This is a genomic window from Vibrio sp. 1CM23M (assembly GCF_023161755.1).
In the GTDB taxonomy this organism is placed as follows: domain Bacteria; phylum Pseudomonadota; class Gammaproteobacteria; order Enterobacterales; family Vibrionaceae; genus Vibrio; species Vibrio coralliirubri.
This window is the reverse complement of sequence record NZ_JALNTR010000001.1, coordinates 1,065,527-1,082,632: the sequence shown is the minus strand read 5'-3', so window position 1 is coordinate 1,082,632 and position 17,106 is coordinate 1,065,527. Positions and strand designations below refer to the sequence as shown.

The following is a 17,106-nucleotide window of genomic DNA, read 5'->3' as shown; positions in this document are numbered from 1 at the left end:
CTCAAGGTCACCGCATTGATAACAATAAAATGGCCGCTCTATTTGTTAAGAAGCGACCATTCCATACTGTGTTTTTGAACTGTTCAAATTAAAGAATCAATATCGCGCGGAAGTCATTCACATTAGTTAGCGTCGGCCCCGTGGTAAGAAGCACATCGACTTGCTTGAAAAAATCGTAGCTGTTGTTGGCATCGAGATAGTCTTGTGCTTTAAGCGACAGGCTCGAACCTTGCTGCCATGTTTGTGGGGTAATCCACGCACCCGCATTGTCTTCCACGCCATCAATCCCGTCGGTATCAGCAGCCAATGCAAATATGTTGTCTTGGCCTTTGAGTTCGTTATATAGGCTCAACAAGAACTCACAGTTACGCCCACCGCGACCATTGCCTTTAACGGTTACCGTGGTTTCGCCGCCAGAAAGTATCACGCAAGGCGTCTCAAATGGGTGCTTATGATTGGCCACTTGCTTAGCCAGCGCAGCGTGAACCTTCGCGACATCTCGCGCTTCCCCCTCTATGCAATCACTCAACACATAAGCCGGAATGCCTAAGCCTTCAGCTTCTGCAGCAGCGGATTCCAATGCAGACATTGGTGTCGCGATAATATGGTGCTCGGCGTTTTTCCAGCACTCATCATCCGGCTTTACCGTTTCTGACTCTGGGTTGTTCAACCATTCGAATGCCGAAGGTGGTGTTTCAATTCGATAGCGTTCCAGTATTGCCATCGCATCAAAACGGGTGGTGGTGTCTGGTACGGTCGGACCCGATGCAATCACACTAATATCGTCTCCCGGCACATCTGAAATCGCCAGTGACACGACTCGTGCTGGGTAAGCAGCTTTCGCTAATCGCCCACCTTTGATAGAAGATAAATGCTTACGAACGCAGTTCATCTCATCAATGGCGGCGCCTGATTTGAGCAACGCCTTATTAATTTGTTGCTTCTCTGCCAAGCTGATGTCGCCGCCGGGCAAGCTTAGTAAAGCAGAGCCACCGCCAGACAGTAGGCAAATCACCGTATCGTCAGCACTCAAGCCACTCACCAATTGCAGCATACGCTGGCTTACTTCTAACCCCATCGCATCTGGTACTGGGTGAGCCGCTTCAATCACCTCAATGTGTTCGCAAGGTGCGGTGTGCTCATAACGAGTCACCACTAAGCCTTCAAGATCACGCAGTGCAAGGTCTTGTTGTTTCTTTGCCTGCCAAACCGCTTCAAGCTCTGCTGCCATTGACGCGGCCGCTTTTCCTGCTCCTATCACCACAGTTCGCCCAGCTTGATTAGCAGAGCGGTAAAAAATATCTTGAGGAAGAAAAGGTTCGATGTGATTTTTAGGTAGCGCCTGATTAACAGCACTTGAGAAAAGGGTTTGCAGAAACTGCTTAGCATCAATGTCCATCAGCCACTCCTTAGTTGACGGAGAAAAAAAGAACCCCAATACAAGGCGAAAGGGTGCCTGCTAAGATCAAGTTGGAAAGGAACAACTTCAACCTTTGCCTCGTATCAGGAACGCGTATAAAAGGAGACGAAACTACGCGATTTATAAACAAACTGTTGGGCTACGAATCGATAGCAGCCCTAATTAATTAACGGATAATCGGTTGATTGACTAACCACTAAACGGACAAACCGTTAACTAGATTAACGAATCGAGTGGTCAGAACGTTTCTCAATCGCTTGGATAAGCGCAGAGTGGTCCCAACCTTCACCGCCCATTTCGGCACACTCGCCAAACAACTCCTGAGCATTCGCCGTATTCGGCAGTGCGACCCCTAGCTCTTGTGCGCCCGTTAGCGCTAAGTTCAGATCTTTCTGGTGAAGCGAGATCCTAAAGCCCGGGTCGAATGTGCCTTCAACCATGCGCTCGCCGTGCACTTCCAATATCTTAGAGTTAGCAAAGCCGCCCAATAGAGCCTGACGAACGCGTGCTGGATCGGCACCGGCTTTTGAAGCAAATACCAAGGCTTCAGACACCGCTTCGATATTCAGAGCAACGATGATCTGGTTAGCCACTTTACACGTTTGACCTGCACCGTTATCACCCACCAGCGTGATGTTCTTACCCATGATTTCAAATAGCGGACGGGCTTTATCAAAGGCGTCTTGCTCACCGCCCACCATGATAGTCAGCGCCGCATTGATAGCGCCTACTTCGCCACCTGATACCGGAGCATCAAGGTATGACGCACCACCTTCGTTGATACGCGCTGCAATAGCTTTAGTCGCGATGGGTGAGATAGAACTCATATCGATAACCAGCTTGCCCGTCGCCCCACCAGCAGTAAGACCTTGCTCGACACCGTTATCACCAAACAGCACCTCTTCTACTTGAGGGGTGTTAGGCACCATTAAGATAATGATATCCGCCGCCTCTGCCGCTTCTGCGGGTGAATGGCAGACCGTTGCGCCTGCTGCCACAAGATCGGCAGGTGCTGCATTAAAGTGATCCGACAGAATCAAATCGTGACCTGCTTTTTGAAGGTTACTCGCCATAGGTTTCCCCATGATGCCAGTTCCGATAAATGCAATTTTAGACATGTTGTTCTCCTTAACGTTTGAGGGTTACCAGACGTAATTAACGGTACTGGTGTAGCCAACCAAGGCCTTCTGTCGTTGTTGTTTTCGGCTTGTATTCGCAGCCAACCCACCCTTGATAGCCAAGTTCATCAAGATAATTGAGCACGAATGGGTAATTGATTTCTCCCGTCCCCGGTTCGTGTCGACCTGGATTGTCAGCCAGTTGAACGTGTGCGATTTGGCCAATGTTTTGCTGCATGGTCGGCGTAAGATCGCCTTCCATAATTTGCATGTGATAAATATCGTATTGGATAGAAAGGTTATCGCTCCCTACCTCTTTGATGATCGCTTTGGCTTGCTCTGTGGTGTTCAAGAAGAAGCCCGGAATATCACGGGTGTTGATCGCTTCTATCACTAAGCTGATTCCTTCTGCTGCTAGCGCGTTTGCCGCGTAATGCAGGTTAATCACAAACGCTGATTGCGCATCTTGTTGGGTCACACCTTGCGGAACAATCCCGGCCAAGCAATTCACTTGAGTACAACCGAGCGCTTTTGCGTAAGCGATAGCTTTAGGTACACCCGCTTGAAACTCTTCAACTCGTGCAGGGTCGACCGCGATACCACGGTCGCCAGCGTCCCAATCACCCGCAGGCAAGTTAAATAGCACTTGCTCTAGGTTATTAGCATCGAGCTTTACTTTGATTGCCTGAGCATCAAAGGCGTAAGGAAAAAGGTATTCCACACCTTGAAAGCCCGCTTCTGCGGCAGCTTCAAAGCGATCCATAAAATCAACTTCCGTGAATAACATTGACAAGTTTGCTGCAAATTTTGCCATGACTCTGTCCTTATTCTTTATCTGTAAAAATCTGGTTATTTGTAGTAAAGCCGCGCTCTATTGGAGGCTTTCCGTAGAGCTAAACCTCAGCTCTACGGATACACATTACTTAATGATTACTTGTACGCTAGCGCCGTTGGAGCATCGCCGCGGCTTTCGGCAAGTGGCTCAAATTCGTTAATAGCGTTGATCTCAACGCCCATCGCTATGTTGGTTACTCGCTCAAGAATCAGCTCAACAACAACAGGTACTTTATGCTTGTTCATCAGCTCTTTTGCTTGCTCAAACGCTGCTGCAATTTGGTCTGGCTCGCGAACTCGAATCGCCTTACAACCAAGGCCTTCAACAACTGCCACATGGTCAACACCGTAGCCTTCAAGCTCTGGCGCATTCTGGTTATCAAATGCCAATTGCACACAGTAATCGATATCAAATTGACGCTGTGCTTGGCGAATCAAACCTAGGTATGAGTTGTTCACTAACACATGAATGTATGGCAAGTTGAACTGCGCACCTACTGCCAGTTCTTCGATCATGAATTGGAAATCATAATCACCAGAGATAGCAACGATATCGCGATTTGGATCGGCAGCTCGTACGCCCAATGCAGCGGGTGTAGTCCAACCTAGCGGGCCTGCTTGACCACAGTTGATCCAGTTACGAGGCTTATAAACATGCAGGAACTGAGCGGCGGCGATTTGCGATAAACCAATGGTGCTCACATAACAAGTGTCACGACCAAATGCCTTGTTCATCTCTTCATAAACACGCATCGGTTTCATTGGTGCTTCGTCGAAATTGGTTTTACGCAGCATGGTCGATTTGCGTTCCTGACACTCACTTGCCCAAGCATTTCGGTTCGGCAACTTGCCTGCATCACGCCACTCTTGCGCCACTTCGATCATTAGCTCTAGTGCTGCTTTCGCATCAGAAACAATGCCTAAATCTGGACAAAACACGCGGCCGATTTGGGTTGGTTCAATGTCCACATGTACGAACTTTCGGCCTTCGGTGTAAACATCCACAGAGCCGGTATGACGATTTGCCCAGCGGTTACCGACACCAAACACAAAGTCAGAGTTGAGCATGGTTTCGTTACCGTAACGATGGGACGTTTGTAGCCCCACCATGCCCGCCATTAAGTCATGATCATCCGGGATCGATCCCCAACCCATTAAGGTTGGAATCACAGGAACACCAGTGATCTCGGCAAACTGTTGCAACAATTCGGACGCGCCAGCGTTAATCACGCCACCACCCGATACAATCAACGGTTTTTCCGATTGAGACATCATAGTTAACGCTTTCTCAACCTGCGCGCGAGTTGCTTGTGGTTTGTAAGGTTCTAGCGGTTCATAGGTATCGATATCAAATTCAATTTCAGCCAGCTGAACATCAATCGGTAGATCAATCAGGATTGGACCCGGGCGACCCGAACGCATCAAATGAAAGGCTTTTTGGAATGCGCGTGGCACTTGTGCAGGTTCCAGCACCGTAGTCGCCCACTTAGTCACAGGCTTAGCGATGGATTCAATGTCGACCGCTTGGAAATCTTCTTTGTGAAGACGAGCACGTGGCGCTTGGCCTGTGATGCATAGAATTGGGATCGAATCTGCAGACGCCGAATAAAGCCCCGTGATCATGTCCGTACCCGCAGGACCAGAAGTACCAATACACACACCTATATTGCCTTGATTGGTACGCGTGTACCCTTCAGCCATATGGGATGCACCCTCTACATGACGAGCTAAGACGTGGTCGATTCCTCCGAGCTTTTTCATAGCCGCATACATAGGGTTAATTGCTGCGCCGGGAACACCAAATGCGATGTCTACACCTTCACGTTTAAGCACCTCTACCGCTGCTTCAATCGCTTTCATAATTGCCATTCGAACCTCCAGTTCAGATTGTATACAATTAAACTAACTTTTGTGTACTATGAACCATCCTCGCTATTTATCAACCCCAAAATGAAACAATTTCGTTACATCACACTGCCATTCTGAGTAAGCACCCACCCTGAAAAGCTTACAATTCATTGCTTTACATAAAATATCTTTACGTGAAAATAAATCACAAAAAGACCAAATGATAAACAAATGTTAAATACCCTTTGCTTGTTTACAATTTATGCAATATAAATATCCTTAAAAAGAGCATTTTGTATACAAAGTGACATCGTATTGTTCAAAGGAGACAACAATGATGAATGACGTAAAAGAGAGAGAAGAAGTACAGTGTATGCAGGTACTCGGGAATATGGACAACTCCGAGTACAAAGAGATCTTGTCTAAAGATGCATTAAAATTCTTAGAAGCTCTCGTCAATAAGTTTGGAGATCGCCGTCATGCCCTGCTAAGTGACCGCGACGTAAAACAAGCTCAATATGACGAGGGTGAGTTACCCAATTTCAGAAAAGACACCATTTCCATTCGTCAGAATAAAGAGTGGAAGGTAGCAACGCCTCCAACAGAGCTACTCGATCGCCGCGTAGAGATCACCGGCCCTATCGAAAGAAAGATGGTGATCAACGCGCTAAACTCAGGCGCGAAAGTCTTCATGTGTTGCTTTGAGGATGCGTCTTCCCCAACTTGGGCCAATATGGTCGAAGGGCAAATCAACCTAAGAGATGCCAACCTTGGCACCATTAGTTACTTCGATGAGAAAAAGCAGAAGCGTTACCAGTTAAACGACGATCCTGCACTGCTGATTGCCCGCCCACGAGGGATTCACCTTCCAGAGCAGTCCATTCAATTCAACAATCAGCCTATCGGCGGTTGCTTGATGGACTTCGCCTTGTACTTTTTCCACAACTATCAATCACGTGCACGACAAGGTTTAGGGGTTTACTACTACATTCCAAAACTTGAAAGCATGGAAGAAGCACAATGGTGGGACGATATTTTCAGCTTCACCGAAAACTATTTCCATGTACCAAAAGGCACCATTCGCGCGACAGTATTGATCGAAACGCTACCAGCCGTGTTCCAGATGGAAGAGATCTTGTATGCAATGCGTGATCACATCGTGGCAATGAACTGCGGTCGTTGGGATTACATTTTCAGCTACATCAAAACGCTGAAGAACCATAAAGACCGCATCCTGCCAGATCGTCACGGAATCGGCATGGACCAAGAATTCCTCAACGCCTATAGCCAACTGTTGGTGCGTACTTGTCACGCTCGTGGTGCACTGGCGATGGGTGGTATGTCAGCCTTTATTCCAGCGAAAGACCCGCAAGAGATGGCGCGAGTGACGGCCAAAGTCATTGAAGATAAACAGAGAGAGTCTCAAAACGGACACGATGGCACTTGGGTCGCGCACCCTGCACTGGTTGATTTAGCGATGTCGATCTTCGATAAGCACCTCGATGGCAAAGTAAACCAAATGGACTTCCAAAGCTCAGACCATGTGATCAATGCAGACTCTCTGCTAAAACCTTGTGAAGGCAGCCGCGACGAAGCGGGCGTTCGTAAGAATATCCGCATCGCGCTGTATTACATCGAAGCTTGGATTCAAGGCTACGGCTGTGTACCTATCTACGGCCTGATGGAAGATGCGGCGACCGCTGAGATCTCGAGAGCCAATATCTGGCAATGGATCCACCACGGGGTAACTCTCGATGATGGCCAAACCTTTACCAAATCACTATTCCACTCTTGGCTTTACCAAGAGCTGGACACCATAAAACATGAAGTCGGAGACTCACGCTATGCAGCAGGTCGATTTGAAGAGACAGCCGATCTTTTCTATCAACTTTCTACAGCCGAAGAGTTCGCTGCCTTCCTAACTTTACCCAGCTATGGGCTATTACAAGAGTCCAGTTAGGACTCTTGTACCGAGCTGAATCAGTCGATGATATTCACAACAAGAGTAATGTTCGGCTGACTTAGTTTGGTACATGGCCCCTTGAAAAACTAGGAGATAACATGGGAAGTTTGACTCTACAACAAGCGTTAACCATCATTGATGGCACCTTAAAAGCAGGAAACAAGATCCACACAGAACCTTTGACGGTCGCTGTCTTAGACAGTGGTGGCAAACTGATTTCTCTGCAACGTCAAGACGGCTCTAGCATGATGCGACCAGACATCGCGATCGCTAAAGCATGGGGAGCACTCGCACTGGGCTGTTCCTCTAGAAAACTCGCCCAAGATGCAGACAACCGACCAGCATTCATCTCCGCCGTAAACGTACTCGCACACGGAAACATGGTGCCAGTGCCAGGGGGTCTACTGATTCGAGATAAGGACAAAACGGTACTTGGCGCGATTGGTGTCAGCGGTGACATCTCAGACATCGACGAAAGCTGCGCCATTAATGGCATTGGTTGTGCTGAGCTGTTCAGTGACGAGATGCTGCAAGCTTAACTCGCCAATTCGCTGTACTTGAAGTTCTTAAACAAGAACAAAAAACCGAAGCTATTAGGCTTCGGTTTTTTATTGAATCTAAAGGAAGATCAGCAAAACTACTCGTACGCACTCAACCATGTTTTCAGAAGTTGGTTGGTGTTCTTCTTCTGACTCGCAGACAATGATTTAACCAGTTTTTTCTGCGTTTCGACATGCTCTGTCATCATTTGGTCAATCAGAATAAGACCGTCTTTGGTTAGCTGAACACTCACGCTGCGTCTGTCTTCTTTGCTGTGTTCACGACTGATTAGCCCTTTAGCTTCTAGCTTATCAAGGCGATTGGTCATCGCGCCAGATGTCAGCATCATGGATCCAATCAGTTCAGATGGCGTCAGTCGGTAAGGCTTTCCAGAACGTCGCAACGTCGCCAACACATCAAACTCACCCAGCTTCATGTCGTATTTTTTATGAAGCTCGGCAACTTGCGTCTCCATATACTTGGCAATACGCATAATCCGACCCATCATTGCCATAGGCTCAGTTTCTAGTTCGGGCTTTTCCTTTGCCCATTGCTCTACTACGCGGTCGATAGCATCCATTTGCAATCTCGCTCCGTTGTTAGTCTGATTACTTCAAACTAGTTTAACATAAAGATACTTTACAACCACTAGTTCTCAGTATACAGTTCACACAATAGTTATCTTAACGTAAAGATATTTCAGATGAACATATTATTAGCAATGATCCCCGCGTTCTTTTGGGGAACAACCTATGCAGTGACGCAATTTACGCTACAGGAGTGGCCACCATTATTATTGGGTGCTTTGCGTGCGTTACCTGCTGGTTTGTTATTGCTAGCAGTAAAACCAACACTGCCTAAAAAAGGCGAGTGGCAAATCATTTTCACACTAGGCCTTATCAATATTGCGACCTTCTTTGGCTTAATCTTCGTGATGGCGCTGACGCTACCTTCAGCAATCTCTGGCGTGGGCATGATCTCTGTACCTGTGTTCGCGATGATCTTCCACTGGGTAGTGAAAAAACAGCGCCCACATCTGATTCAAGCCCTTTCAGGTATTGGCTTGATCACCTTAGCGTGGATACTGTTTAACCCAAGCCAAATTGCTCTGAACCCAATCGGTTTAGGCGCAATGTTTGCCGCAATCATGTGTATTGTCATCGGCAGCAGCATTACCAAGTCACTGGGTAACCGCATGCACTGGTGGAAGGTACTCACGTGGCAACTGATTCTGGGAGGTACGATTTTGTCTATCGCGTCTGGCGTTCATGCATTCATCGACCCGCAGCCTTATGTTAATGCCGTGACTCATTTCGATACTCGTAATGCAATGGGATTAGTTTGGGTTATTGGGCTAAACACAGCGCTGGGATACGGCATGTATGTGTGGTTACTACAACGTATGTCAGTGGTTGATTTCACCTTCGGTGGTATTGCAAACCCAGTTGCAGGCATCGTGACCGGTATGGTGTTAATGGGTGAATCCTTCACTGCAGTCCAGTATTCACTAATGACCGGCATGATCGTGATGTCACTACTACCGCAGCTTATTCTGGCAGTAAGACAGTCCAAACAAGTTAAGCCTGTTACGCAGTAGACGCAACCTCTTAAACGTATTGATCAAAAACGCGCCTAATTGTAGGCGCGTTTTTTGTTGCTATGCTGATAGCAATAACCCAACAGCCATACTAGACGAGTTGATTACTTCCTGATCAAAATTAGACCTCACAAAGAACAATGACTTTACTCAGGCTATCTAAAGTGAATTTATTTTCTATAAAATAATTATATTAAAGATTTTATTCCTACAAAAAACTCAAATTAGAGATAAAAAGGCAAAACTTTTCTCCGACTACCTTTCTATACTGTGCCACGTCATTAAGGCGCCACAAGCCTATGATTTAAAATAATTATTAATGAGTAGTCACCATGAATTCGAAGTCGCTAACTATCTTGCTTTTTGTCTCTGTTTGCTTAATTTGGGGAACCACTTGGTTCGCTATGGAAGTAGCATTGCATTCTATCCCACCTATTTTTGCTACTGCGTTGCGCTTTTTACTTGCAGCACCTCTGCTTGCGGTATTGGCGAAAGTCTTCAACCAACCACTGCTGTTCCCTAAAGGTAAGCGCCAATGGCTGCTTATTGTTGCGCTGATGTATTTCGCGATTCCGTTTACGTTGATGATCTATGGTGAGCAATACATCTCTTCTGGTCTAGCGTCGATCATCTTCGCCAACATGCCAGTCGCTGTCATGCTGATGTCTGGCTTATTCTTAGGTCTACGATTGGCGAAACATCAAATCTTTGGTTTGATCACAGCTGTTGTGAGCCTATGTTTAATCCTTGGCAATGAAATGCAAATGGGTGGTGATGACTACCTTATTGGCACGGTTTGCTTAGGCCTTGCTGTTGCGATTCACGCAGTGATGTATGTGCTAGTTCAAAAGCACTGCAAAGGCATTGAAGTACTGACCTACAACGCCGTACCGAGCTTAATTGCCTCCCTATTCTTGTTCGCAGTTTCTGCAATGGGTGAAAGCGTTAATGTTGAATCCTTCACTTGGGATTCAATCTCAGCCGTGGTTTACCTAGGTTTTGTGGCGAGTGTTGGCGGCATTGTGGCTTACTTTAAATTAGGACAGGTTTCGACGCCGTTCCAAGCATCTATCTGCTTCTTAATCTTCCCTGTGGTTGCGCTACTGATCTCTTGCTACATCAATGGTGAGGTTCTATCTGAACAATCTCTGCTTATGATGATCCCTCTACTTTGTGGCATCTTGCTGACCAAGGCACCTAAGGGAATCTTCAAGCTACGCTCTTCTTTGAAAACAGTAAGTAGCAACTAGGCTAAGCTAGACTAATAATCTGTATATATAACCCTAGGGCTCGCAATGAGTCTCTAGGGTTTTATTTAGTTACCACTCCGACTTAAACCTCTCTCTCACTTCCAGCCGCATATAAACTCTGTTTACTCTACTTTCCGAAATTACGTGCATTAAAGCTAGCGTAACTGATTCGATCGTAGGTTGAATAATTAGAAAACTAAAGCCTTTGTAAAGTGCTAAACATCACGTTTATTGAAAAGTAATGTTGACAATTTAAATTTAGAATTAACGGGGATTAGTAATTATCCTACGGCTCAACTAATCAATAAACAGAGTTTCAGGTACTCATCAACACTTCGAGTTAATTTTCTACTTATGGAGGGTCACAATGACCAAAAAGTACATTTTTCTTATATTCACCGCCTTAAACTTATCTGCATGTGGAAGTGGTTCATCTCCATCATCAGACACTCACCAAGACAACTCTTCTCTGACCGTATCCCAATCAATTCAAGCTAAAAGCATACTTTTGGAATGGAATAAAATTGAAGGCATTAAACATTATAAGTTGATACGTTATAGACCCTCGACTCAAGGTTTAATTAGCGAAGTAGTTGACCCCTCTATCACTGGTACTTCATATAAACTAAAGATCGACCTCGTCGATTTTGATGCCGCTTCTTCTGATTATGAACTGTTAGCCTGCAAAGATAATGATTATTGTCTTGTTCAATCCCCACAATTTCAATTAAAGAATCTAGAACAAACTGTCATCCGCGTTAAAACATATCTTGACCATTCTGAGTGGAACAACGTTCGATTTGGCGAAGCTATAACTTGGCAAAATGACCATTTAATTGTCAATTCAGGTAAAGATACAACTCGCGTAGTTGATATTTACACAAAGCAGAAAAGTGGTAATTATGGTTATGATGAATACATAGCTAATAGTACGAGCTATAACACTGACGGACAAAAAACAACGAATAGTCTGGTGGGCATAGGTAACACTTTCGAAGACATGATGCTTGCAACATCTACGTGTTCGACGAAAAAAGAAGTGCTAGTTCATATTAACAAAATGCACCACGATAATAATGGGCGTCCAAAACTTTCGCTTAAAAATTACAGCGATTCAAGTGGGCAAGCTTTAGCTAGTTCAGGTGAAAATGGCGGTATCATCATCATGGGAGACCCCGAAAAAAATGATGCAGGGGAAGTCTCATTCTTCATCAATAAAGACCTCAACTTTCCAGCAGCTCCTGAATCGGGCATAAAAACTTTACGTCACCCTAATGAGTTGAAACTAAAGCGTCCAGATGACCTAGCTGTAGATGCAAGGTTCGGTGCTAGTGTCGCTATTGCACAAGACAACGTTTTAGTTGTTGGTGCTCCTATGGATTCAATGCGAAAAGGGACAGGAAGCGAAGTCCAACACGGTGGTGCTGTCTATGTATACCGTCTTAATCCCTCTCCAAACGAATACAATGATATTTGGCACTTAGAAACCATACTGAAATTACCTATTCCAACTGAGAACAGTGGTTATGGGTCTTCAGTGACTATAAATAAAGACGCAGATCTCATTCTTGTTGGAGCTCCGGGGATCGATCAAGTTTTGAGTTATAGATACGATTCACAAAAAGGGTTTTGGTCAAACGTCGATACAATAGATCCAGTAAAAGCGTTTAAGGGGCAAAAGTTTGGTACTGGTATTTCGCTTAGTGACAATGGTTATCTAGCGGTATCCGCCCCGCTTGCCCCATGGCGTGGATTTGGTTTTCATCACAGCTCTGATACCTTAGAAGTTGGTGGCGACCCAGATGGTGCTGTTTATATTTACCACCTAACTAGCTATGGTGATCGAGACTATGCATGGGAAGGGGTTTTTACGGGTGATAGTGTCAGTGGTGTAAAAGAAGAGTTCGGAAAATCAATGATGTTTAAACCCGGCACTGACGAGCTTGCTATCGGAGCACCTGGACATCCTTCTGATCCTCTTCTCGATTGGAGTGACAATTCTTGGAAAGACGCTGGAGCCGTGTACATTTTCTAAATCAGTAAAGTAACTGTACATCAGCTGAAAAGGTATGAGGAACCGAACTACAACCCTCACTTGAGAAAAGTAATTAATGGAATCAATAACGTAGATATTCACATCTAGGGTTTTATTGTGATTTATTAATTATTTTACGTTAGCGGATTATTTTACTGTTAATAAACTCGGTGACTTTACTTATACCCGTATCCATTGTTGATGGTATCAACCACTCTATAATTAATCAGAGCCAAGGTAAGTTATTATAAAGTTTTATTTAAAATACTATTAGTCACTAAAAAGTAGGAACATTGGAATGAGATCAGGTTATGAAAGTGAACTATCACTTATTTTTGGTGGTGAAGATATAAAAATGGATCGTATATTATTTCTGTTGGAAAGAATTCATCAGTATGAGAGAAGTCTATATTGGATGAAAATGAAATTTATGGTCTTCGGAATGATAATTCCCACAGTACTATCAATAGCTGCACTCTTTTTCTCGGTTATTAAATAAACCATTCACGTGTATTAACTTAGTCGTAAGGTCGAGTTTTCACTCGACCTATCACACTAAACTCAATTCAAAAATCGTGATTCGAACCCAACATACGATATTTGTCCATTTAGGCCGCTATACACATTCCTTTGAACAAGAGAACTGAAGCGAAAACTGCTTATTTTGTCTCGCGTTGATAAGGTATATCACACCTTACCTTACTGTTCGTAAATCCGAGTCTTCAAGTTCATCCGTTTAAAGCATATCGTTTCTCGACCATAAACTAGCACATAAAAAAAAGCTCCAATTGCGATATTGGAGCTTTTTATTTGTCTCTACCTAGCATTAACGCCAGCTAAACATTCGTACTTCATTACCTTCTTCAGGTGTCTTAGGAATGTTTAAAGACAACGCCAAAGAAACCGCCGCCATCGCAGCACCGATGTAGAAAACCGTTGCAGGGGACGACAACCAAATCACACCAAACACGACCGGAATAACGACTGCGGCAATATGGTTGATGGTGAAAGAGACACCAGCGGTTGATGCCATGTCTGCAGGGTCTGCGATTTTCTGGAAGTAAGTTTTGATCGCCAGCGCCAATGCAAAGAACAGGTGATCGATCACGTAAAGTGCCGCCGCCCATTCCGCGCTTTGCACCAAGCCATAACCGACAAACACACCAATCAAACCCACATACTCGAAGATCAACGCTTTGCGCTCGCCAACCACACCGATAAATCGACCAATGCGCTTCGCAAACAAGAAGTTAAACAGGTAGTTAACTAAGAACAACAATGTGACGTCGGCAGCTGAGTAACCAAACTTCTCTACCATCAAGAAGCCTGCAAACACGGTGAAGATTTGTCGTCTCGCGCCGCTCATAAACGTTAGCGCGTAGTAGAGCCAGTAACGCTTACGCAGTACCAACTTTTTATTCTGTGGCGTCTTGGTCTGAAACTCAGGGAAGCCAAAGGTCATCACCAAAACTAGAATAAAACCAATCCCGCCAGTAATACCGTACACCCAAGCAAAGTCGAGCTTCAGCTGTTCTAGCATCACCCAGATAGATCCGTAAGTGATTAAAGATGCCAGTGCGCCGACTGAGATCATCTTACCTAGCATCTCTGGCGCTTCTTCTTTGCTTAGCCATTGCAGTGACAAAGACTGCTTCAGCGTTTCAAAATAGTGGAAACCCGTCGACATCAAAATAGTGGTAAGCAAAAGGCCTGTCAGTGAAGGGAATAAACCGGTAATCGCGGTGCCCACAGTGAGCATCGCCAACGATATCAACATGAAGCGTTGCTCACGAATGAAGGCTAAAACAAACACCACAGTAAACGCTAAGAAGCCCGGAATCTCACGCACACTTTGCAGCAAGCCTATATCTGCACCGTCAAAGTTCGCTTTCTCAATCACGAAGTTATTAAGCAAAGCCATCCAGCTCGAAAACGCGATCGGTACAACAATCGAAATCAGTAATAAAAAGTTTTGCGGCGTTTTCCAGCTCGCGGTTCTATCGAACATTGACGGACTCCTGTTCGTCTAATTGAGTGAGCACTCGTAAGGTCAGCAGCTCAGTATAATAGTTAATCTTCCAATGCTCCGGGCTCCAGCCTTTTACGAAGCGTTGGAAATCGGCCCACGCCACGTAAAACATGGGTCGCCATGCGGCTTCTACCTCATCGAACGAAAGGTGTGGCTGATAGTACGCCAATGCTTCTTTCAAGTAGTGGAAGTAAGCATCCAGGACTTCTGATTCAAGCTCTGCGCAATCTTGCGGCCTCACAGCACTGCTCATGAACAAGGCCACGTCTTTCATCGCACAGCCGTGGCCCACATATTGGAAATCGACCGCAGCCGCGCGCTCGCTTTCAGAATCAAAACAAAAATTAGCGAGCTTAGCATCGCCATGGACTAAGGTTTGATATGGACATTCTTTTAATAAACGATCGATGTGCTTGGCCTGATTCTTCAATGGCAAATCAGCTAAGGCATTGAGCTCATCAGGACGTGTATTTAGATGCCAATAAGTACCGACTTGCCACAATGATGATGACTGCTCTTGATTGATATTGATGTGCTTGGCGTGAAAGTTAGCGAGCCATTTAAGGCAAGCATCGCGTTGTTTTTGCTCTTCTCGTGTGTAACTAGATACCTGATAGTCAGAAGCAGCAAGCACATCAAACTGAGAGGTTAACGGAAAACCTATATCCGCTAAGTCTTGCATCACAATCAGCCACTCATTCTCTTTTAGTTCACATTGCAGCCCAACAGGTGCTGGGCAGCGCTCATCCCATTGTTGGGTGAACGACTGATACCAAGCCGTTTCCACTTGGTAAGAGTGTACCTTTCGTTGGTGAGAGAGTTTGGTGTTCCACCCTTTAGGATGTTCGGCTTTATCTGGCAACGCGACATGTTTAACAATCACACTCTTGAGTTCAACACAGCTTGCTTGAGAAAAGACTAAGCGAACTAACTCGCCATATCCACCCCACAGGCGTTGAATCACTTGGACATCAAACCCTTCATGCCCCCCCAACGAGGTCGCAATTTTTTGATAAAGCTCATTTTGATAAGACTCTTGTTGATAAAGCTCTGGCTGATTTTGACTTGAACTCGCTTCAGGTTGAGCTCGATTATTCGATGATATTGATTGAGACATATTACTCGTTATTATGCTTTATCGGATAGAAGATGTGACCACTGTGGCTGCCTGTTCATGTAATGCACTACGTAACTACACACCGGAACAATTTTAAAACCCGCCTGTTCAATTTCAGGCAATACCGACTCCATCATCACCTTACCAAAGCCCTTGCCTTGCAGTTCATCAGGAATGCGTGTCGACGTGATATGTAGTACATCTCCGTCCTTTTGATACTTAACGACGGCGAACTGGTTGGGTTCTAGCTCTACCGTGATCTGGTTCACTTCTTGATCCCATTTTACTGCCTGCATTCTCAACTCCTGCAAATAATTGATACGACAAACAATAAAAGTTTGAAGTATGAGTTCCTTGTAATAGACTAACGCAAGTGCATATAAATAAAACTAAGTACTTACAAACACAGCAAATAATTCAGTGCAATCGGCTTAATATAAAATCAGCAATGATAAAAAGCACTCTATAAAACTATGTGAGTACGTTCACTAAATGTAGCACGTAATAACCCCTTGTTAGCAAGTTACCAATATAACTAACAGACGCATGTTGGCGCATGGAGAACATATAATGAACGCACCCCTGAAGAAGCCTTTGGAGCATAATCAGGCACTTCAAGACCCTCGTAATCGCACTATTTCCACCATCAATAGCACTGATGCACTGGCCATGATTGAGCACGGCAGTGAGCTGACATTAAATGTCTCGACTCCCGTTGGCACGAAGTTTCTCGCCACCACCAGGTTTATCGGAACGCACAGTGATAACTGTATTGTGGTTGAGGTTCCCGAGGTATCCAATGAAGATCTGAACTTTTTCTTTCAAGAAGGTTTTTGGATGACTGCTCGAGCGTATTCTCTGCGAGGTGAAGGCGCACTTATCCACTTTAGAAGCCAAATTCACCATAAGATTGGTGAACCCTTCCCTATTCTTGTGCTGTCTACACCAAGCACGATGCAAGTGACTCAGCTGCGTAAAGAGACACGCTATGAAGTGAATCTGGCTTCAAGAATCATCTTCAACGACCAGCGAGCAAACTGTGAGATAAGAGACTTATCGAAAAGTGGTTGTCGTTTCGTTACTTCGCCGACCTCCCGTGCGATTCAGATTGCCGATCGAGTGTCTATTGAGATAACCCCTGAGAACTACAATGGCCCATTGATTCCGCCATTAAGAGGCATCGTCTGTAATCTGCAGAAATCGACGCACTACGCTCGATACGGTGTCGAATTTGATGATATTGGCCGAGCTAACGCCAAACACTTATTGGCAAAACTGAAGTTCGATGGCACCAAGCTCTGCTTGCGAAATGGGTAACGCCTTTAAGACGCGACTTTCACCGAATACAGCAAGCT

General features: G+C 45.2%; 14 protein-coding genes. 6 read left to right on the top strand and 8 right to left on the bottom strand.

What is annotated here, in order from left to right; all coding sequences use genetic code 11:
- Positions 1-88: 88 nt before the first annotated feature.
- The 4 genes from MSG35_RS04585 to gcl all read right to left on the bottom strand — a co-directional run bounded on the left by MSG35_RS04585 (position 89) and on the right by gcl (position 5,241).
- Entirely contained in the window at positions 89-1,399 is a 1,311-nt protein-coding gene (locus tag MSG35_RS04585; protein WP_086969211.1) for a glycerate kinase, read from the bottom strand.
- A gap of 242 nt (positions 1,400-1,641) precedes the next feature.
- Complete coding sequence (locus MSG35_RS04580; RefSeq protein WP_248383044.1) at positions 1,642-2,538, bottom strand: 2-hydroxy-3-oxopropionate reductase; 897 nt, start codon at positions 2,536-2,538, stop codon at positions 1,642-1,644.
- A gap of 37 nt (positions 2,539-2,575) precedes the next feature.
- A complete protein-coding gene (hyi, locus tag MSG35_RS04575) occupies positions 2,576-3,352 on the bottom strand; it encodes a hydroxypyruvate isomerase (RefSeq protein WP_102511279.1) in 777 nt (258 codons plus the stop codon).
- Positions 3,353-3,468: 116 nt separating this feature from the next.
- The gene (gene gcl / locus MSG35_RS04570) at positions 3,469-5,241 is read right to left on the bottom strand and encodes a glyoxylate carboligase (protein WP_248383042.1); all 1,773 of its coding nucleotides are present in this window, start codon (positions 5,239-5,241) and stop codon (positions 3,469-3,471) included.
- Positions 5,242-5,554: 313 nt separating this feature from the next.
- Here gcl and aceB point away from each other — a divergent pair, with 313 nt between their 5' ends.
- Positions 5,555-7,180, top strand: coding sequence for a malate synthase A (gene aceB, locus MSG35_RS04565; RefSeq protein WP_248383040.1), 1,626 nt, complete (start codon positions 5,555-5,557; stop codon positions 7,178-7,180).
- A 101-nt stretch (positions 7,181-7,281) separates the two neighbouring features.
- Positions 7,282-7,722, top strand: coding sequence for a heme-binding protein (locus MSG35_RS04560; protein ID WP_008220964.1), 441 nt, complete (start codon positions 7,282-7,284; stop codon positions 7,720-7,722).
- A 98-nt stretch (positions 7,723-7,820) separates the two neighbouring features.
- On the opposite strand, the gene MSG35_RS04555 is transcribed toward MSG35_RS04560, so the two are convergent.
- On the bottom strand, positions 7,821-8,303 hold the full coding sequence (locus tag MSG35_RS04555) for a MarR family transcriptional regulator (protein ID WP_010432677.1): 483 nt from the start codon (positions 8,301-8,303) through the stop codon (positions 7,821-7,823).
- Positions 8,304-8,426: 123 nt separating this feature from the next.
- On the opposite strand from MSG35_RS04555, the gene MSG35_RS04550 reads away from it, so the two are divergent.
- The 3 genes from MSG35_RS04550 (at position 8,427) to MSG35_RS04540 (ending at position 12,605) form a co-directional block, all read left to right on the top strand.
- Positions 8,427-9,320: a DMT family transporter gene (locus MSG35_RS04550; RefSeq protein ID WP_248383038.1), complete on the top strand. Its 894-nt coding sequence runs from the start codon at positions 8,427-8,429 to the stop codon at positions 9,318-9,320.
- A 332-nt stretch (positions 9,321-9,652) separates the two neighbouring features.
- Positions 9,653-10,570 (top strand): DMT family transporter, encoded by a 918-nt coding sequence (locus tag MSG35_RS04545; RefSeq protein ID WP_248383036.1) that lies wholly within the window; start codon positions 9,653-9,655, stop codon positions 10,568-10,570.
- Between the two features lie 367 nt (positions 10,571-10,937).
- A complete protein-coding gene (locus tag MSG35_RS04540; protein WP_248383034.1) occupies positions 10,938-12,605 on the top strand; it encodes an FG-GAP repeat protein in 1,668 nt (555 codons plus the stop codon).
- An 826-nt stretch (positions 12,606-13,431) separates the two neighbouring features.
- Here MSG35_RS04540 and MSG35_RS04535 read toward each other — a convergent pair.
- The 3 genes from MSG35_RS04535 to MSG35_RS04525 are packed head-to-tail and all read right to left on the bottom strand — an operon-like array spanning position 13,432 to position 16,047.
- Positions 13,432-14,613: an MFS transporter gene (locus MSG35_RS04535; protein WP_050620146.1), complete on the bottom strand. Its 1,182-nt coding sequence runs from the start codon at positions 14,611-14,613 to the stop codon at positions 13,432-13,434.
- Positions 14,603-15,751 (bottom strand): phosphotransferase, encoded by a 1,149-nt coding sequence (locus MSG35_RS04530; protein WP_248383033.1) that lies wholly within the window; start codon positions 15,749-15,751, stop codon positions 14,603-14,605. The genes MSG35_RS04535 and MSG35_RS04530 overlap by 11 nt, the downstream gene beginning before the upstream one ends.
- Positions 15,752-15,762: 11 nt before the next feature.
- Positions 15,763-16,047 (bottom strand): GNAT family N-acetyltransferase, encoded by a 285-nt coding sequence (locus tag MSG35_RS04525; protein ID WP_004732803.1) that lies wholly within the window; start codon positions 16,045-16,047, stop codon positions 15,763-15,765.
- 274 nt (positions 16,048-16,321) lie between these two features.
- Here MSG35_RS04525 and MSG35_RS04520 point away from each other — a divergent pair, with 274 nt between their 5' ends.
- Complete coding sequence (locus tag MSG35_RS04520) at positions 16,322-17,068, top strand: flagellar brake protein (RefSeq protein WP_248383031.1); 747 nt, start codon at positions 16,322-16,324, stop codon at positions 17,066-17,068.
- Positions 17,069-17,106 lie beyond the last annotated feature (38 nt).